Genomic DNA, 17,398 nt, shown 5'->3' with positions numbered 1-17,398 from the left:
TCAGTCGTCCACCGCGTCGGCGAGCAGCGGCGCGTCGGGCGCGCCCTCGAAGTAGTTGCCACCCTCGATGCGGATCAGCCGCTCCGACTCGTCGAAGAACACGCCCACCGGGTCGCCGCCGCCCGCCACGGCCCGGTGCTGCTTGGCCATCATGCGCCGGATCATCGCGATGCCCTGGTCGGTGGTGGTGAGGTGATCCTCGGAGTGCAGCGAGATGGCGCCCTGCGACTTCTGCGCCTCGTAGTCGCCGGGCAGCCGCTGGTGCTCCAGGTCGGTGAGCTCCTTCCACGGCTTGCCCTCGTGGGTGGAGCGCAGCTTGGTGAGGAAGTCGGGGTCGCTGTCGCGCGCGACCGTGAAGATGCGGAAGTTGGTGTCGTCCATCGGCACCACCCAGCCGATCATGTTCGTCTGTCCGGAGGCGAGCTTGGGGCTCGCCACCACGCGCAGGTTCGGGAAGATCACCTCGGTCACGCGGCGCAGCTGCCGGCCGTCGCCGAGGTCGCGCATCTGGATGCTCCGAACGCCCAGCGGCGTGTACTCGTACTCGACCTCGGGGATCAGCGCCATCTCCGGCGTGAACTGGTTGCCGCTGAACCGGGCGTGCAGGATCGGCACGTGGAACGGGTCCATCACGTTCTCCCAGTGCTGCAGCCAGTTGAAGTCGAGCTGTGCCGGGCCGCCTCCGCCCACGCCCTGGTCGTTCACGATGAGCTGCTCGTCGGCGGCCAGCTCCTCGAGCGTGTCGTAGCGCGGCAGCACCGGCTTCTTGTCGGGCGGGCCCATGTAGGCCCAGATCAGGCCGTACTGCTCCTCGACGGGGTACCACGGCTGGCGTACGCGATCGCGGTGCAGTCCCAGGTCGGGCTCGCACGGCTGCTCCAGGCAGTGCCCCTCGGTGTCGAACACCCAGCCGTGGTAGCAGCAGCGGATGCCCTCGTCCTCGACCCCGCCGTAGAACAGCGACGCGCCGCGGTGGATGCAGCGCGGGTGCAGCAGACCCGCCTTGCCCTTGCGGGTGCGGAACAGCACGAGCTCCTCGCCCAGCACGCGCAGCGAGAGGGGTCGTGTCGTCGCATCCTCGACCTTCGCGACCGGGTGCCAGTAGCGGCGCAGCACCTCCCCGTAGGGGGTGCCAGGACCCACCTGGGCGAGCTCGTTCAGCGGCTGCCCGAGGCGCAGCCCGTATGCGGTTCCGGTGTCCATGGTCGCTCCGTTCGTGGGGGGTCAGATGTCGAGGACGAGACGGTCGCCGAGCGAACGGGAGACGCAGATCATCATCGTCTCGTTGCTCTCGCGCTCGTCGGGGGTGAGGATCGAGTCGCGGTGCTCGGGCGCCCCGTCGACGACGGCGGTCTCGCACGTGCCGCACACGCCCTCCAGGCAGGAGCTGGGCACGCCGATACCGGCGTTCTCGAGCATCTCGAGGATGCTGCACCCGCGGTCCACCGTGACGACGAGGTCGGACCGGCTGGCGACCACCTCGAACGACTCGGCGCCCTGCGATTCGCCGAAGGTCTTCGCCTGGAAGCGCTCGACGTGCAGCACCCCGCGCGGCCATCCGGCGCTCAGCTCTTCCAGCGCATCGAGCATGCGCTCCGGACCGCACGCGTACACACCGGTCTCGGCGGAGGGCGCACCGATCCAAGCGGCCAGGTCGAGCCGGTCGTCGACGTCGCCGCGCACCAGCAGCAGTTCGCCGCCCGCGAGCTGGGTCGAGGAGAGGAATGCCATGCGCTCCCCCGCCGAGCCGAGGTACGCGAGCCGCCACGGAACGCCGCGGCGGGTGGCCTCCTGCAGCATCGGCAGGATGGGCGTGATGCCGATGCCGCCGGCCACGAAGACGTAGTCGTCCGCCGGCGCGAGTGCGAAGTGGTTGATGGGGGCGGAGGCCGTGACGGGGTCACCGACGCGCAGCGTCTGGTGCACGTAGCGGGAGCCGCCGCGGCTCGGGCTCTCGGCGAGCACCGCGATGCGCCAGGCGGTGCGGTCGCCGGGGTCGGAGCACAGCGAGTACTGGCGTTCGACGCCGTTCGCGAAGCGGAGGTCGATGTGCGCTCCCGGCTCCCAGTCCGGCAGTTCGGCGCCGGTGGGGTCGTCGAGCTCGAGGGACAGCACGTCCTTCGCCTCCTGGCGCATGGCGCGCACGCGCAGGGCGAGGCGCTGTTCCGGGGAATCGACCGCAGTGTGGGGCACCGTCGCTCCGCTCCTTCCGTCGCATCCGATCGTCGTGGATCGGATTGACAACATTCTTTATATTCAATTGCGATAGTATGAAGTCCGCTCGGGCCTGTCAAACGGACACGGCCGCAGGAGCGCACACGAGAGAAGGGCCATCGGATGTCGGAGCTGAGACTGCGGGGAGACCTGGACGCGATCCCCGGCTACAAGCCGGGCAAGGCGGCACCGCAGACCGAGACCACCGGTCCCGTGCACAAGATCTCGTCGAACGAGAACCCCTATCCCCCGCTCCCCTCGGTGACCGCCGCGATCGCCGACGAGCTCGCCACCATCAACCGCTACCCCGAGACCGCGGCCACCGCCCTCACCACCGAGCTGTGCGCGCGCTTCGGTGTCGAGCCCGTCAACGTGGTGCTCGGCAGCGGCTCGGTCGAGGTCGTGTCGCAGCTGATGCGGGCCACCGCCGGCGAGGGTGACGAGGTGCTGTTCGCCTGGCGCTCGTTCGAGGCGTACCCGATGCTGGCCAGGGCCGCCGGAGCCGTACCCGTGATGGTGCCGCTCACCGCCGACCACCGCCACGACCTCGACGCCATGCTCGCCGCCATCACCGACCGCACGCGCCTGATCCTCGTGTGCAACCCGAACAACCCGACCGGCACGACCGTCGGCGACGCCGAGCTCGACCGGTTCCTGTCGCAGGTGCCGGCGCACATCGTCGTGGTGATCGACGAGGCGTACGTGCAGTTCAACGACCGCGCCGACTCGCCCGTGGGCATCGAGTACTTCCGCCGCTACCCCAACGTGGCCGTCGCGCACACGTTCTCGAAGGCGTACGGGCTGGCCGGCATGCGGGTGGGCTACGCCATCGCCCCCGAGCAGCTGGGCATCGCGCTGCGCAAGGTCGCCATCCCGTTCGGCGTCACGAACCTCGCCCAGACCGCCGCGGTCGCCTCCCTCGCTGCGGAGGACGAGCTGCAGGAGCGCGTCGACGCCCTCGTGCAGGAGCGCGAGCGCATCGTCACCGCCTTCGCCGCCGCCGGGATCACCGTGCCCGAGAGCCGCGGCAACTTCGTCTGGCTGCCGCTGGGCGACACGACCGCCGCAGTCGCCGAGCTGCTGGAGCACCACGGGCTGCTCGTGCGCCCGTTCCCCGGCGAGGGTCTGCGGGCCACCGTGGCCGAGACCGAGGCGAACGATCGCCTCATCGCGCTCGCACCGCAGATCGCCGCGCTGCTCGCCCCGGTGCCGGTCGCGGGCTGACGCCGGGTCGCTCCGGGCGGGTCAGCCGTCGATGAACGCGGCGAACCGGGCGAGCGCGGCGCTCACGGCATCGGGGTCGCCCGGCTCGGTGAACAGCTCGGGATCGGCCGTGTGCGCGGCGGCCGCGTGGGTCCAGCAGCCGATGACGCGTCCGTCCTCCACGATCGTCGCGCGCACCATGCCGTTCTTGCCCGGGCCGACGCGACCCAGGTACGTCGGGTCGCACACGGGCGTGCGGTCGGCGTAGGAGATGTAGTACTCGTCGAACGCGGGCAGCGCCTGCACCGACGGGGCCGCGGGAGCCCGGCGGGGGTGCGCGCCCGCGGTGAACAGGCCCTCGGCGACCTCGGTCACGCGCCCGGCGGCGCGCGCCGCGGCCTCCCTCGACTGCCCGAGGGTGAGCCCCGACCACCACGCGAAGTCCGCGACGCCCGCGGGGCCGTGTCCGTCGATGTAGCGCACGAACAGCTCGGCCAGCGGGTCGTCCGGCCGCTCGTGCGCACGGATGTGCTCCTCGACGAGCACGAACCGCTGGTCGCGCGTGATGCCGGAGCGCGGCACGATCGGCCCCTGACACACGAGCCCATCGATGGTCAGGTCGAACAGGAGGTGGATGCCGCGCTGGCCCGACGGGTCGATGCCCGCAGCCTCCCACACCGCGAAGACCTCGGCCCGCGTGAGCCCGCCGTCGCGCAGTCGCGGGACGAGCGCCTTCACCGCGGTCGCCGTGACCTCCGCGTCGATCCCGAGCTGCCGCTGCCGGGAGGCCGCCTGCTGCCGCTGCCGCTCGGCCGTGACCTCCAGCATCCAGCCGAGGTCGCGCGCGGGCACGGTGTGCAGCGTGCCGCGCATGGTCCACGCGCGCACGAGCTCCCCGCGGGCGAACGCGGCGTCCACATCGCGCAGGCGGACGGCGCCCCTGGCGCGGCAGGCCAGGGCCCACCGGCCGGCCGTGAGGTCTTGGCTCTGCACGGCCAGCAGGTGGCGCGCGGCGTCGGCGACCGTCGGCGCCGGCGCGGTCAGACGGTGGGAGCGGAGGCGCTCGGACAGCAGGGCCGCGGGAGTCATGCCCCCATCATGGCGGGTGCCTCCCCCATTCGCGGGTCAGGCCTGCAGCGTGACCTCGCGGCGCTCCGGAAGCACGATCGGGTGCGACCCGGCCATGACCTCCAGCACCCGGATGACCTGGCACGAGTAGCCGAACTCGTTGTCGTACCAGACGTAGAGGATGAGCGTGTTGCCGTGGGCGACGGTCGCGAGCCCGTCGACGATGCCCGCCCTGTGCGATCCCACGAAGTCGGTGGAGACGACGTCGGGGCTCTCGACGTAGTCGATCTGCTGGCGCAGCTTCGAGTGCAGCGAGATGCGCCGCAGGTAGTCGTTGACCTGCTCCTTCTCCACGGGGCGCTCGCAGGTCAGGTGCAGCACCGCGAGCGACACGTCGGGCGTGGGCACGCGGATGGAGCTACCGGTGAGCTTGCCCTCCAGCTGCGGCAGCGCCTTGGCGACCGCCTTCGCGGCACCGGTCTCGGTGATGACCATGTTGAGCACGGCCGAGCGGCCGCGGCGATCGCCCTTGTGGAAGTTGTCGATGAGGTTCTGGTCGTTCGTGAACGAGTGCACGGTCTCCACATGCCCGGCGACCACGCCGTAGGCCTCGTCGATCGCGGCGAGCACCGGGGTGATCGCATTGGTGGTGCAGGACGCCGCCGAGACGATGCGGTCCTCCGGCGTGACGTCGGCGTCGTTGATGCCGTGCACGATGTTCTTCAGCGCGCCCTTGCCCGGCGCGGTCAGCAGCACGCGCGCGACCCCGGCGGACCGCAGGTGCTGCGAGAGCCCGGCCTCGTCGCGCCAGCGGCCGGTGTTGTCGACGACGATCGCGTCGTGGATGCCGTAGGCGGTGTAGTCGATCGTGGCGGGGTCGTCGGAGTAGATCACCTGGATGCGGGTGCCGTTGGCGATGATCTGCTCGGCCTCCTCGTCGACCGTGACCGAGCCGGCGAAGCGGCCGTGCACCGAGTCGCGCAGCAGCAGCGAGGCGCGCTTGACGAGGTCGTTGTCGGAGCCCCGGCGCACGACGATGGCACGCAGGCGCAGTCCGCTGCCGCCGCCGGTGTGGGCGATGAGGATGCGCGCGAGCAGACGCCCGATGCGACCGAAGCCGTACAGCACCACGTCGGTCGGGTCGGCGGGCACGGCACCGATCGCGGGGGCCAGCGCCTCTGCCAGGTACTCGTCGAGCGGGCGGCCGCTCGCCGCGTGGCCCTCCGCGAGCCGGGCCACGTCGAGCGAGGAGGCTCCTGGTCCGAGTGCGTGGATGGCCTCGAGCACGGCGAGGGTGTCGTCGATCGAGAGTCGTTCGTGGCCGAGCTGCGCGACGCGGTCGTGCACCTCGACGAGACCGGTCGCCGACAGGCCCAGCAGCCGGTGCCCGTGCAACGACGTGACCACGTCGTGCTCCCGCTTGAGCGCTCCGACGAGCGGGATCATCCGCTCCGCCAGCTCTTCGCTCGCCGTCCATTCGTCGCGGGGTGCCGCGGAATCGTTCATCTGCGTCCTTGCATGTGTGAGCGCGCGCCGAGGTCGCCGGCTCGCGCGAGGTTGCCGGTGGATTCGGGGGATGCCCCCAGCGTACAAGCCGGGCGAGGGCAGCGCCGAATCGGGTGTCCGGGGTCCCCGCTCGTCCGTTCTTTTCGTCTACACTGGTGGAATAATGAGCACTGCACTCTCCGGCGACGGCGCCGACCTGATCATCCGCGGCGGCCGCATCCACACCCTCGACCCGCGCGACACCACCACGTCGGCCCTCGCCGTGCGCGACGGGGTGATCGTCGCCACCGGTGCCGACGCCGAGGCGCTCCCCGCCCGGAGCACGCTCGAGCTCGACGGCCGCACGGTCGTGCCCGGCCTCAACGACGCCCACCTGCACGCCGCCTGGCTCGGCGCCCGCTGGCCCCACCTCTTCTTCTCCGACACCCCGCCGGAGCAGCAGCCGTCCGGCCGCCTGGTCTCCACGGCCGGGGAGCGACGCGCCACCCTGCGACGGGCATGGCGGCTGCTCGCCGAGCTCGGGATCACCAGCTACACCGAACCCGGCATCGGCCCCGGCGAGGACGACGGCGAGACGGGATGCTTCGGCAGCGACATGCTCGACGCCTACGTGGAGCTGCACCGCGAGGGCGCGCAGACCTCCCGCGTCACGCTGCTGCGCCTGTTCGGCACGATCGACGGCGAGAGCACGCTCGACGACTTCGAGCGCGGGCTCCAGACCCCGCCGCCCTCGACCGACGCGCGCTGGCTCGCGATCCCCGGGGTCAAGATCTTCGCCGACGGCATCCCGCCGATGGCCACCGCCTGGACGGACGAGCCCTACGCCGACGGCACGACCGGACACCTGCTCACGCGCGGCGGCGGCGATCCGCTGTCGGCGTTCCAGCGCATGATCGAGCTCGCCGCCGCGCGCGGCCTGCAGATCGCGGTGCACGCCACGGGCGACCGCTCGATCGCCGAGTTCCTCGCGGTGCTGGAACGGCTCGACCCGGCGCCCGCCGCGCCGGGACCGCACTACGTCGTGCACGGCGACCTCGCGACGCCCGCGCAGATCGCCCGCATGCGCGACATCGGCGCCGGGTTCGCGATCCAGCCGCTGATCGCCGCGCACACCCACTCATGGGCCGCCGTCCAGCTCGGCGAGGCACGGGTCGCCGCGGCCTGGCCGCTCGCCGAGATGTTCGGCTCGGGCGCCCTCACCACGCTGACGAGCGACGCCCCGATCGCGACCCCGGACTGGCGCCCGAGCCTCGACGCCTCACTGCGGCTCGTGACCGCGGCGGGCGGGGTGGACGACGCGGAGCTGCGGCGACGGCTCCTGCGCGCGATGACCGTGGAGGCCGCGCGGCAGGACGGCGCCGCCGAGTGGAAGGGCACGCTCGAGCCGGGTCGCGTCGCCGACCTCACGGTGCTCGACGAGGATCCGCTCGAACCAGGGCGGGCGTTCACCTCCGTCACGGTGGAGCGCACGGTCGTCGACGGCCGGACGGTCTTCGCGCGCGACTGAGGCGGCAGCGGCCCCGCCCGGCCCCCGGTGCGGATCGAGAACGTGCCGGAAACCCGCCAGGAAGGCGCGGTATCGCGCCCGCATCCCCGCACGGCACGCCACGGGGACACACGAAAACGGCGGGCGGCATGTTCACGCATGCCGCCCGCCTCTGATCCCCCTCGGACCAGTCTCAGACCACGGTTCTCACACCGCGGTGGCCACCAGCACCCGCGGGCTCCCCGGCAGGGCGATCGTGTCGCGCACCGACCAGCCGGCGTCGCTCAGCCAGCCGCGCACCTCGGACTCCGGGTACACCACGGTGCCGTCGATCACCAGGTACTCCCCCGCGTGGAGGGCGTCGAGCGCGCGCTGCTCGGCGTCGTCGTCGAGGAAGAAGTCGAGCACGGTCAGGGTCGCACCATCGGCCGCGGCCGCCCGCAGGTTGCGGAGGATCTGCGCGTTCTCCTCCGCCGAGAAGCGGTGGATCACGTGGTTGGCGAACACGGTGTCGTACGAGCCCTCGGGCGTCGCGGTCGCGGTCTCCCCCACCTCCACGGTCGTGCGGTCGGCCACGCCCGCAGACTGCACGGCCTCGGCCAGGCCGTCCTCGAACCCTGGCGCATACACGAAGGTCGTGTGCAGCTGCGGGTTGCGCGCCATGACCGACAGCGCGAACTCGGCCGAGAGCCCGCCGAAGTCGAGGGCGTTCGTGGCACCGGAGAGGTCGACGAGGCGTCCGAACTCCTGCGCGTGCAGGCGGTTGTACGTCATGACGCCCGCCATGAACGTGCCCCAGCGGGCGTCGTCCATCTGCAGGTCACCCGGCTGGGTGGTGTCGACGGTGTGCGCGAACTGCAGCCAGTGCGGGTAGCTGATCTCGTCGAGGAAGGTGAGGAACGGCGCGAGGTCGATCGCGGCGGCGTCGCCCGTGAGGTAGGCCGCGGCGTCGTCGGCGAGGGCGTAGCGTCCGTCGGTGCGCACGAGCAGCCCCTTGGCCGCCATCGCGTCGGCGAGCAGGCGCGCGATGCGCTCGCTCACCCCGCAGCGCTCGGCGATCGCGCTGACCGTGTCTGCGCCGTCGGCGACGGCGGCGAACAGGCCGATCCGGCTGGCCTGGAACAGCTGCTTGGCGGCCATGTAGCCGGTGGCGATGTCGAGGATCCGCGCGGCGTCCGGCGTGGAGGTGTCGGTCATGGGGTGCCTTTCGATTGTCTACGAACGTGGGAAATAAAGGTCAGGGTGCGGGCCGTCCGACGGGCCCCGGCTCAGTCCGCGAGGAAGTCGCGGACCGCCGCGCGGAACTCCGGCGTGTGCGGCGCCGTGAGGTGGTCCCCCGGCACCCGCTGCACACGGGCGTCGGGCAGCAGTGCGGCGAGGCCGTCGATGCCCGCCGCCATCGCGTCGTCGGCGCCGCCCAGCAGCAGCACCGGCTGCGCGGGCACGCCGCCCTCGGGCGCGAACGGCTCAGTGGCGAGCCCCTCGATCAGGTCGAGCAGCTCGCCGGCGCGGTTGCCGGGGAGGGTCGCCATGTGCACGATCATCGCGGTCAGCGGATCCGCGGGCGCCGCCCCTCCCCCGACGGCGGCACGGGCAGCCGGAAGGTCGACCAGCGCGAAGGGCTCCCCCGCGCTGAGCCCGCCGAGGACCAGGCGGCGCACCGCCACGCGCGGGTGACGAGCGAGGTCCCAGGCGAGCCGGGCGCCCAGCGAGTAGCCGACCAGATCGATCTCGTCCGGTCCGATCGTCTCGGCGAGCGCGTCGAGCACGGCCGAGGTCGGGACCACGCCGAGCGCCTCCGCCTCACCGTGCGCCGGGAGGTCGATCACGACGCGCGGGCGGTCGCCGAGCACCCCCGTCCACTCCGTCTCCGGCCAGTCCTGGGAGCCGCGCGAGGCGAGGCCGTGCAGGAACACCACGGGTCGAGCTGTCTGTGCGGTCATGCGGCGCCTCCCTGTGCGGACCGGCGCCCCGCGATCAGCGCAGCCGCGCCAGGAACCGGTCGATGTAGCTCTCGTAGTCGGCGATGCGGTCGCCGTCCGGATACATGAGGTTGATGACGGTCGCGCCCACCGCCGCCGAGATGAACTCGTCCGCGAGCGAGCCGTAGTCCTGCTCGCGGATCGACCCCTCGTCGCGGGCCGCCTCCATCCGCTCGATCAGCGAGCGCCGCCACGACGCCAGGTGCCCGCGATACAGCTCCGCGAGCGCCTCGTTCGCCATCGCGTACTCCCACAGCGCCAGCAGCACCCGCCCCGCGGCGATCTGCTCCCGGTCGCGCGGGATGGTCGCCTGCAAGAAGCCCCGCAGCGCATCGTCGGCCGCGACCGGCTCCTCGCCCGCCGCCTGCACGCCCTCCGACATCTGCTGCAGGATCGTCTCGAACGTCGCCGCGACGATGCTCTCCTTGCCGGGGAAGTAGTGCTTCAGAGCCCCGTTCGCGAACCCCGCCTCCGCGGCGATGCTGCGCATCGTCGCAGCCTCGAAGCCGCCCTTCAGGATGATGCTCTTGGCCACCTCGACGATGTCCCGTCGCCGCTGGTCGTGGTCGATGATCTTCGGCATGGCGTCCTTCCGGCCGGGTCCGGGTGAGTGCGAGTTCCGGCCTGGAGCTACCGTACCGCCGCATCGGGCACCTCCCGCAGAGCGAGCCACTGCGCCCGGCGCTCCCGCTGCGCGACCGGGTCGGCCACGGGCGAGGCGAGGCGCAGCCGCTCGGAGTAGGGGTGCCGCGGGGCGCGGGTGACCTGCTCGCCCTCGCCCACCTCCACCAGCTCGCCGCGATACATCACGGCCACCCGGTGGCACACGCGCCGCACGACGCCGAGGTCGTGCGACACGAACAGGTACGCCACGCCGGTGTCGCGCTGCAGCTCGATGAACAGGTCGAGGATGGTGGCCTGCGTGGTGAGGTCGAGCGCGCTCACGGGCTCGTCGCACACGATCAGCCGCGGTCCGCGCACCAGGGCGCGGGCGATCGCGACGCGCTGCCGCTGACCGCCGGAGAACTCGCTCGGGTAGCGGTCCATGCTGGCCGAGGGCAGCCGCACCCGGTCGAGCATCTCGCGCACCTTCGCCTCGGCGGCCTTCGCGCCGAGGCCGGTCGTGAGCAGCGGCTCGGTGAGGATGTCGCCGATCGTGAGGGCGGGGTTGAGCGAACCGTACGGGTCCTGGAACACGACCTGCACGTCGTCGGCGAGCGCGCGGCGGGCACGACCGCCCAGGCGGCTGATATCGCGGCCGTCGAAGCGGATGCTCCCCTCGGTCACCGGGGCCAGGCCGAGGATGGCCTTGCCGAGCGTGGACTTGCCCGACCCGGACTCGCCCACGAGCCCGAGGCACTCCCCCGGCGCGATGTCGAGCGAGACCCCGTGCAGCGCGCGGAACGCGGTGCGCCCGCGCCCGTACTCCACCACCAGGTCGGTCACCTCGAGCAGCGGGCGGGTCGCGGTGTCGGTCGCGGCGGTCATGCGGGCACCTCCGTACGGTGGCGGTCGAGCTCGGCGCGGCCGGCGGCGTCGTCGAGCGAGGCGGCGATCAGCTCGCGCGTGTAGGGCTCCGCGGGCGCGGCGAACAGGTCGTCGACCGGTCCGGACTCCACGATGTCGCCGCCGCGCATCACGATCACGCGGTCGCAGATGTCGGCGACGACGCCGAAGTTGTGCGTGACGATCAGCAGCGCCATGCCGTACTCGGCCTGCAGCTCGCGCAGCAGCTCGAGCACCTCGGCCTGCACGGTCACGTCGAGCGCCGTGGTGGGCTCATCGGCCACGAGCAGTGAGGGCCGCCCGGCGATCGCGCCCGCGATGAGCACGCGCTGCGCCATGCCGCCGGACACCTGATGCGGGTAGCTGCGCATGACCCGGTCGGGGTCGGTGAGACCGACCCGCACGAGCACGGCGCGCGCCCGCTCGGTCGCGGCCGCGCGGCTGAGTCCGTGCACGCGGCGCAGCGGCTCGACCAGCTGGTGCCCGATCGTGTACGAGGGGTCGAGGTTGCTCATGGGCTCCTGCGGCACGTAGCCGATCGTGCGCCCGAGCAGTGCGTGCCGCTGGGCGGGCGTCGCCGCGGTCACGTCGGTGCCGCCCACCCAGATCGCGTCGGCGGTCGCGCGGCCGGTGGAGGGCAGCAGGTCGAGCACCGAGAACACCGTCTGCGACTTGCCCGATCCGGACTCGCCCACGATGCCGACGACCTCGCCGGGGGCCACGTCGAGGGTGACCCCGTGGACGACCTCGGTCTCGCCGTTCGGCGTGGCGTGCACGACGCGCAGGTTCTCGACGCGCAGCGCCGACGAGGCGGCCTCGTGCTGCGCGGCCCCGGTCGGGGCGGGGGCGTCGGCGGCGGCGACCACCGCGGCGTCCTTCCGGCGGCGGGCCCGGGGCGTGCGCACCTGCACGAGCTCGGCGAGGGTCGAGCCCATGATCGCGAGCACCGCGATCGTGAGGCCGAGGGCGGCGGAGGGCCACAGCAGCATCAGCGGGTACGTGAGCATCAGGCGGAAGCCCTCGAGCATCATGGCGCCCCAGCTGGGGACGTTCGAGTCGCCGATGCCGAGGAACTGCAGTCCCGCCTGCATGCCCGTCGCGATGCCGGCGGTGAGCGCGGTCTGGATGATCACGGGCGGGTACACGGCGGTGATCACGTGGCGGAAGATGATGCGCCCGTCGGAGAGCCCGGAGACGCGGGCGGCATCGATGTACGGCTCGCCGCGCACCGCGAGCGTCTGCGACCGGGCGATGCGGAAGTACCCGGGCACCATGAACACGCCGACCGTGGCCATCAGCAGCTCGAAGTTGTTGCGGCTGCCGGCGGCGACCACGAGCAGGATGATCATGCCGGGGATCGACTGCAGCGCGTCGCTGATCCAGGTGGCGACCCGGTCGAACACGCCGCCGAAGTAGCCCGCAGCGACGCCGGTGGGCACACCGATCACGAGGGCCGTGACGATCGTGATGAGCGCGCCCCAGAGGGTCGTCCGGGTGCCGTAGATGAGGCGGCTGAGGATGTCGCGGCCGGTGGAGTCTCCGCCGAGGAGGTGCTCGGGCGAGGGCGGCGCCTTGGCGGCGGCGAGGTCGACGAGGTTCGGGTCCATGGGCGCCAGCAGCGGCGCGAAGACGCCGACCAGCACGATGAGCAGGAAGATCGCGAGCGGGAGGTAGCCGCCGGGGTGGCGGAGGAAGCGCCGGAACAGGCTCGACCGCCGCTTCTGGGCGGCGCGGTCGAACGCGACGCGGATGTCGGTCGTGGTCATGCGACGCGCACCTTCGGGTTGATCCAGCCCAGCACGAGGTCGAGCAGGAGGTTGATCACGACGACGAACACGATGGAGATGACCGTGATGCCCAGGAGCATCGGGATGTCGCCGTTCTGCGAGGACTGGTTCGTGAGCTGGCCGAGGCCGGGGAGGCTGAAGATCTGCTCCACCACGATCGCGCCGGACAGCAGTCCCACGAACATGAGGGCGATCACGGTGAGCGCGGCGGGCGAGGCGTTGCGGAGGATGTGCAGGTTGACCCGCGCGGCGGAGAGCCCGCGGCTGCGGAGCGTGCGCACCCAGTCCTGCCTGCTCTGCGCGATCACGGCGTTGCGCAGCTGCTCCGACACGGCGACGATGCCGCCGAGCGCGAGGGAGATCGCCGGCAGGGTGATCGAGCGCAGCCATCCCTCGACGGACTGCGTCGGCGGCACGTAGCCGACCGCGGGGAACCACTTCAGCTGCACGGCGAGCCACATGACCAGCACCAGGCTCACCCAGAATCCGGGGAGCGCGAACAGCACGACCGAGATGCCCTTGATGATCCGGTCGAACCAGGTGCCGGGGCGCAGCCCGGTGATCATGCCGAACGCGATGCCGATCACGGCCGTGATGAGCGTCGCGAACGTGACCACCGAGAGCGTCACGGGGACCTTGATCGCGAGCTGGGCGCCGACGGGCTGGAAGTTGCGCCACGACTCGCCGAAGTCGAGGAGCACGGCGTGCGAGAACCAGTCCCAGAACTGCACGATCAAGGGGCGGTCGAGGCCGATCTTCTCGGCCAGGGCCTGCTGCTGCGCGGGGCTCGCGGTGGTGCCCAGCAGCGAGGCGGTCGGATCGCTGATCGCGAGGTGCGCCAGGAAGAAGGTGCCGATCGAGACCGCGACGAGCAGCAGGATGCCGGACAGCACCCGCTTCGCCGTGAACAGGAGCATGAGGGCCTCTCGGGGTGAGGAGGGTCGGAGGGGGAAGGGTGCCGGGGCGGCCGGTGTCGGGTGGCCGCCCCGGCGGGCATCAGCCCTGGGTGATGTAGCGCAGGGTCGGGAACATCATGCCCACGACGGGCTGCAGCTGGATGCCGGGCGCCGTGTAGTAGATGTTGTTCGCCTGGTACCAGACCGACCACCACGCCTGGTCGACCAGGGCCTCGTTGAGCTCCTTGACGGCCGCGGTCTGGGCGTCGCCTCGTTCGGTCTGCACCTTCTCGACGAGCGGCGCGATGACGTCGTTCTCGGCGTAGTCGGGCTCCGGGTTGAACCACTGGACGCTCGTGACCTGGCGGGCCACCGTGGCGACGTCGTTGCCGTCCATCGCGAGGAACGAGATGAACATCGGGTAGTTCGGCGCGTTGAGCTGGTAGTCCGGCATCTGCATGTTGTCCCACGTGACGGTGATGCCGAGCTCGGTGAGCGCCTGCTCCGCCGAGGGCTTCCACATCTCGAAGATGGGCGACATGGGCATCGAGATCGCGAAGCCGTCTGGGTACCCGGCGTCAGCGAGCAGCTCCTTCGCCTTGTCCATGTCGACCGCGTAGGCGTCGTTGAGGGACGGGTCGTTGATCGGTCCTCCGTCGGGGAAGACCTGGTTGGTGGCGACACCGGCGCCGCTGCCGACCGCGGCGAGGATCGCGGCACCGTCGAACGCGTAGTTCAGCGCCTGGCGCACCTCGAGCTTGCCGAGGGGCTCGCTCTTGGCCCCCGTGTGGTCGGTGATGACCAGGCCCGCCCAGCCGGACACGCGCTGCGCGGTGTTCCAGCCCTGCTGCTCGGCCTGCTCCAGGTTGGCGACGTCGCCGTACTGCACGTTGATCTGGCCGCTGAGCATGGCGTTGTGCCGGGCGGTCGCGTCGGTGATCGGGTAGATCGCGAGCTCGGCGAAGGGGTAGGTCTTCGCGTCCCAGTGGTCCTCGGTCTTGGTGAAGTGGTACTCCGCGCCGGGGACGCTGGTGGCGCTGTCGAGCACGTAGGGACCGGAGCCGACCGGCTCGCTGCCGAGCGTTCCGGCCTCGATCGACGCGGGCGACGCGATGTAGCTGCGCCCGAGGCCCATGAAGTAGAGGATCGTGTCGTCGCGCTGCGTGAGGTTGATGCGGACGGTGTCGTCGTCGACCTTCTCGAAGCTGTCGACGTTGACGTAGGCCTCACCCGAGCGGGCGCCGGCCTTGAGGTACTCGAGGCTCGCGAGCACGGCGTCGACGTCGACCGGGGTGCCGTCGCTGAACACGGCGTCGGTGCGGAGGTCGAGGTCGATGCTCAGGTCGTCGTCGGCCACGGTCCACTCGGTGGCGAGCGACGGGATCGGGTCGCCGTCGGCGTCGAGGGCGATCAGGGCGTCGTAGACCGCGGAGAGGTACGGGCCGTCGAACCCGATGTCGGCCAGGGACGGATCCCACGACGTGATGTCGAGGAAGTTGCCGATGTTGAGCGCGTCGGGGCCTTCGGCGCCGCCGCCCTCGGAGGGCGATGGCGTTCCGCCGCCGCTGCAGCTGGTGAGCGCGAGGGTCGCGGCCACGGCTGCGGCGAGCGCGAGGGGCATTCGTTTCATGGTTCCTTCTCTCGGGTGCAGGGGTGGTGAAGAAGGTTCGAAGAGCCGCTGACCGGGAGACCGGATCGACGCCACCTCGATGTGTCGTGCTGGTTAGTCTACATGTGTGGAAAAAGAGCGCAAGCATGTTTCCCGCGGCAACGGGCACAGCTCATGCCACCGGGCGCACCCGGCTTGTCTCTGCGCGCAGCATCCCGTCTCGCCACTCCCGTCACCACACCCCATCCGCGCGCACGTCGCGGTCCACGGCGACGTCGGAGAGGGCCGCCCGCACCTCGGGGCCGTGGTCGCGGACGAGCGCGAGCGCGGCGTGGTTCTGCTCGAGCTGCTCGAGCCGTGAGGCGCCGAACAGCACGTTCGCGGTGGCGGGATTCGCGAGGCAGAAGGCGATGCCGAGCGCGGCCGGCGTCACCCCGAACTCCCCCGCCACCCGCGCGACCTCGGGGTACAGGGCCGCGATCCGCTCGCGGATGCCGCCCACGTCGGCGCCGATCTTGCGCTGCGGCGTCCGGCCCGTGGCGAGGATGCCGCCCTCGAACACGTCGGACGCCTGCAGGGTGAGGGTGCCGTCGGCGAACAGCGGCCCGTACGCGTCGCCCTCGGCCATCGACCGCCGCGCGATGCCGTACTTCAGCTGCGCGAACGCGGGGCCGGCCAGCCCGCGCGTCCGAGCCTCGGCGAGCGCGGCGCGGGTGTCGGCGATGCGCCAGTTGTTGATGCCCCACGAGCCGACGAGACCCTCGTCGATCAGGGCGTTCACGTCGGCGACGAGCCGCGGGAGGTCGGGCGCATCGAGGTAGTCGCCCACCACGAGCGTGTCGAACCGGTCGAGCCCCGCCCGCTGGAGCGACTCGACGAGCTGCGCGCGGAACCCCTGGTTCGGCCAGTCCCACAGCCACAGCTTGCCGCACAGCACGATGTCGTCGCGGTCGACACCGCTCGCCCGCAGCGCCTGCCCGAACAGGATGTCGGTCGTCGAGTTCTCGGCGTGCGGGCCCATGTTGTAGTACGCGACGTCGAAGAACCCGGCGTCGAGCTCGACCGCGCGGCGGATCAGCGCGACCGCCTCCTCCGGCGCCATGCGGTCCCACGTGTTCCAGGAGCCGAGGGCGAGGGACGGCACCGGGGCACCGCCCGTCTGCAGCGGACGGCGGGGGTGGGTCGATTCGGGCATGACGCTCCTTCGCGTGCTTCGTCTCGTCGCTGCGCTCCTCGCTCAGCAACCGGGGTTGTATTTTTCTATGGTTGTAGAATATAACGGACTCATCCCGTCAGAGCACCGTCAGTGAGGACGAACATGACCGCATCCCCGCGCCGCATCCTGGTCACCGGAGGGGCGTCCGGCCTCGGCCGCGGCATCGCCACCGCCTTCCGCTCCGCGGGCGACGAGGTGTTCCTCGGTGACGTGAACGCCGACGCCGCCGCCGCGGTCGCGGCCGAGATCGGCGCCACCGCCCTCCCCCTCGACATCGCCGACGAGGCCTCCGTCCTGGCCGCGGCCGACCGCATCACGGCCACCGGCGGGCTCGACGTGCTCGTGAACAACGCCGGGGTCGTCGCGGGCGGCGGCACGCTGCAGGAGGTCCCGGTCGATGCGGTCGATGCGGCCCTGCGCGTCAACGTGCGCGGCACGTTCCTCATGCTCCGCGTGTTCGGCGCGCTGCTCGCGGCGGCCGGACGCGGCAGCATCGTCAACATCTCGTCCATCGGCGCCCGACAGCCCACCCCGGGCCTCGGGCACTACGAGGCCACCAAGGCCGCGGTCGACGCCCTCACCCGCACCGCCGCGATCGAGCTCGCCACCGCGGGCGTGCGCGTGAACGCGGTCGCCCCCGGCCCGGTGCTCACCCCGCTCACCGCCGACTTCGCCTCGAACCCCGACGCCCGCGCGGCCTGGGAGTCGCGCATCCCGCTCGGCACGATCGCCGAGGTCGACCAGGTCACGCCGCTCGTGCTGTTCCTCGCGAGCGACGCCGCCGGCCACATCACCGGCGTCTCGGTGCCGGTCGACGGCGGCCAGCTCCTGGTCTGACCCGTCCGCCCGCATCCGTCACGGGATCGGATCCGCACCCCGCCCCTCGCGGAGCGTTCCCGATCCCCCACCCGTCCCGCGACAGGAG

Annotated in this window: 15 protein-coding genes; 3 read left to right on the top strand and 12 right to left on the bottom strand. The window is 71.8% G+C overall.

Features of this window, described 5'->3' with window-relative positions; genetic code table 11:
* Both KV394_RS10505 and KV394_RS10500 read right to left on the bottom strand, forming a co-directional pair.
* Nucleotides 1-1,203, bottom strand: coding sequence for an aromatic ring-hydroxylating dioxygenase subunit alpha (locus KV394_RS10505; protein WP_247981401.1), 1,203 nt, complete (start codon nucleotides 1,201-1,203; stop codon nucleotides 1-3).
* Between the two features lie 21 nt (nucleotides 1,204-1,224).
* Entirely contained in the window at nucleotides 1,225-2,193 is a 969-nt protein-coding gene (locus tag KV394_RS10500) for a PDR/VanB family oxidoreductase (RefSeq protein ID WP_247981400.1), read from the bottom strand.
* Between the two features lie 144 nt (nucleotides 2,194-2,337).
* Here KV394_RS10500 and hisC point away from each other — a divergent pair, with 144 nt between their 5' ends.
* A complete protein-coding gene (gene hisC / locus KV394_RS10495) occupies nucleotides 2,338-3,438 on the top strand; it encodes a histidinol-phosphate transaminase (RefSeq protein WP_247981399.1) in 1,101 nt (366 codons plus the stop codon).
* A 21-nt stretch (nucleotides 3,439-3,459) separates the two neighbouring features.
* Here hisC and KV394_RS10490 read toward each other — a convergent pair whose 3' ends face one another.
* Together KV394_RS10490 and KV394_RS10485 are read right to left on the bottom strand one after the other, a co-directional pair.
* Entirely contained in the window at nucleotides 3,460-4,506 is a 1,047-nt protein-coding gene (locus tag KV394_RS10490) for a winged helix DNA-binding domain-containing protein (RefSeq protein WP_247981398.1), read from the bottom strand.
* A 36-nt stretch (nucleotides 4,507-4,542) separates the two neighbouring features.
* A complete protein-coding gene (locus KV394_RS10485) occupies nucleotides 4,543-5,991 on the bottom strand; it encodes a glyceraldehyde-3-phosphate dehydrogenase (RefSeq protein WP_247638518.1) in 1,449 nt (482 codons plus the stop codon).
* Nucleotides 5,992-6,154: 163 nt separating this feature from the next.
* Here KV394_RS10485 and KV394_RS10480 point away from each other — a divergent pair, with 163 nt between their 5' ends.
* Nucleotides 6,155-7,498 (top strand): amidohydrolase, encoded by a 1,344-nt coding sequence (locus KV394_RS10480; protein ID WP_247981397.1) that lies wholly within the window; start codon nucleotides 6,155-6,157, stop codon nucleotides 7,496-7,498.
* A gap of 186 nt (nucleotides 7,499-7,684) precedes the next feature.
* On the opposite strand, the gene KV394_RS10475 is transcribed toward KV394_RS10480, so the two are convergent.
* From KV394_RS10475 to KV394_RS10440, 8 genes are all read right to left on the bottom strand, one after another.
* Nucleotides 7,685-8,674 carry a methyltransferase family protein gene (locus KV394_RS10475; protein ID WP_247981396.1) on the bottom strand — a complete coding sequence of 330 codons (990 nt, stop codon included), beginning with the start codon at nucleotides 8,672-8,674 and terminating at the stop codon, nucleotides 7,685-7,687.
* Between the two features lie 71 nt (nucleotides 8,675-8,745).
* Nucleotides 8,746-9,420 (bottom strand): alpha/beta fold hydrolase, encoded by a 675-nt coding sequence (locus KV394_RS10470; protein WP_247638516.1) that lies wholly within the window; start codon nucleotides 9,418-9,420, stop codon nucleotides 8,746-8,748.
* 34 nt (nucleotides 9,421-9,454) lie between these two features.
* Nucleotides 9,455-10,042 carry a TetR/AcrR family transcriptional regulator gene (locus KV394_RS10465; RefSeq protein ID WP_136029039.1) on the bottom strand — a complete coding sequence of 196 codons (588 nt, stop codon included), beginning with the start codon at nucleotides 10,040-10,042 and terminating at the stop codon, nucleotides 9,455-9,457.
* Nucleotides 10,043-10,089: 47 nt separating this feature from the next.
* Complete coding sequence (locus KV394_RS10460) at nucleotides 10,090-10,947, bottom strand: ATP-binding cassette domain-containing protein (protein WP_247981395.1); 858 nt, start codon at nucleotides 10,945-10,947, stop codon at nucleotides 10,090-10,092.
* Nucleotides 10,944-12,731 (bottom strand): dipeptide/oligopeptide/nickel ABC transporter permease/ATP-binding protein, encoded by a 1,788-nt coding sequence (locus tag KV394_RS10455; protein ID WP_247981394.1) that lies wholly within the window; start codon nucleotides 12,729-12,731, stop codon nucleotides 10,944-10,946. Before KV394_RS10455 ends, KV394_RS10460 begins: the two co-directional genes overlap by 4 nt.
* On the bottom strand, nucleotides 12,728-13,669 hold the full coding sequence (locus tag KV394_RS10450; RefSeq protein ID WP_136029033.1) for an ABC transporter permease: 942 nt from the start codon (nucleotides 13,667-13,669) through the stop codon (nucleotides 12,728-12,730). The genes KV394_RS10455 and KV394_RS10450 overlap by 4 nt, the downstream gene beginning before the upstream one ends.
* A gap of 79 nt (nucleotides 13,670-13,748) precedes the next feature.
* Complete coding sequence (locus KV394_RS10445) at nucleotides 13,749-15,278, bottom strand: ABC transporter substrate-binding protein (protein WP_247981393.1); 1,530 nt, start codon at nucleotides 15,276-15,278, stop codon at nucleotides 13,749-13,751.
* Between the two features lie 211 nt (nucleotides 15,279-15,489).
* Nucleotides 15,490-16,452 (bottom strand): aldo/keto reductase, encoded by a 963-nt coding sequence (locus tag KV394_RS10440; protein WP_247981392.1) that lies wholly within the window; start codon nucleotides 16,450-16,452, stop codon nucleotides 15,490-15,492.
* 123 nt (nucleotides 16,453-16,575) lie between these two features.
* Between KV394_RS10440 and KV394_RS10435 the strand changes: the two genes are divergently transcribed.
* Nucleotides 16,576-17,310 (top strand): SDR family NAD(P)-dependent oxidoreductase, encoded by a 735-nt coding sequence (locus KV394_RS10435; RefSeq protein WP_247981391.1) that lies wholly within the window; start codon nucleotides 16,576-16,578, stop codon nucleotides 17,308-17,310.
* Nucleotides 17,311-17,398 lie beyond the last annotated feature (88 nt).

Source organism: Microbacterium sufflavum (assembly GCF_023101165.1).
Taxonomy (GTDB): domain Bacteria; phylum Actinomycetota; class Actinomycetes; order Actinomycetales; family Microbacteriaceae; genus Microbacterium; species Microbacterium sufflavum.
The sequence above is the reverse complement of the archived record's forward strand: the minus strand, read 5'-3'. Positions and strand labels throughout refer to the sequence as shown.

Coding starts and splice junctions, on each gene's coding strand:
- KV394_RS10485 (WP_247638518.1), bottom strand. CDS start 5,991: ATGAACGATTCCGCGGCACCCCGCGACGAATGGACGGCGAGCGAAGAG.
- hisC (WP_247981399.1), top strand. CDS start 2,338: ATGTCGGAGCTGAGACTGCGGGGAGACCTGGACGCGATCCCCGGCTAC.
- KV394_RS10455 (WP_247981394.1), bottom strand. CDS start 12,731: ATGACCACGACCGACATCCGCGTCGCGTTCGACCGCGCCGCCCAGAAG.
- KV394_RS10465 (WP_136029039.1), bottom strand. CDS start 10,042: ATGCCGAAGATCATCGACCACGACCAGCGGCGACGGGACATCGTCGAG.
- KV394_RS10450 (WP_136029033.1), bottom strand. CDS start 13,669: ATGCTCCTGTTCACGGCGAAGCGGGTGCTGTCCGGCATCCTGCTGCTC.
- KV394_RS10475 (WP_247981396.1), bottom strand. CDS start 8,674: ATGACCGACACCTCCACGCCGGACGCCGCGCGGATCCTCGACATCGCC.
- KV394_RS10460 (WP_247981395.1), bottom strand. CDS start 10,947: ATGACCGCCGCGACCGACACCGCGACCCGCCCGCTGCTCGAGGTGACC.
- KV394_RS10470 (WP_247638516.1), bottom strand. CDS start 9,420: ATGACCGCACAGACAGCTCGACCCGTGGTGTTCCTGCACGGCCTCGCC.
- KV394_RS10440 (WP_247981392.1), bottom strand. CDS start 16,452: ATGCCCGAATCGACCCACCCCCGCCGTCCGCTGCAGACGGGCGGTGCC.
- KV394_RS10480 (WP_247981397.1), top strand. CDS start 6,155: ATGAGCACTGCACTCTCCGGCGACGGCGCCGACCTGATCATCCGCGGC.
- KV394_RS10505 (WP_247981401.1), bottom strand. CDS start 1,203: ATGGACACCGGAACCGCATACGGGCTGCGCCTCGGGCAGCCGCTGAAC.
- KV394_RS10435 (WP_247981391.1), top strand. CDS start 16,576: ATGACCGCATCCCCGCGCCGCATCCTGGTCACCGGAGGGGCGTCCGGC.
- KV394_RS10490 (WP_247981398.1), bottom strand. CDS start 4,506: ATGACTCCCGCGGCCCTGCTGTCCGAGCGCCTCCGCTCCCACCGTCTG.
- KV394_RS10445 (WP_247981393.1), bottom strand. CDS start 15,278: ATGAAACGAATGCCCCTCGCGCTCGCCGCAGCCGTGGCCGCGACCCTC.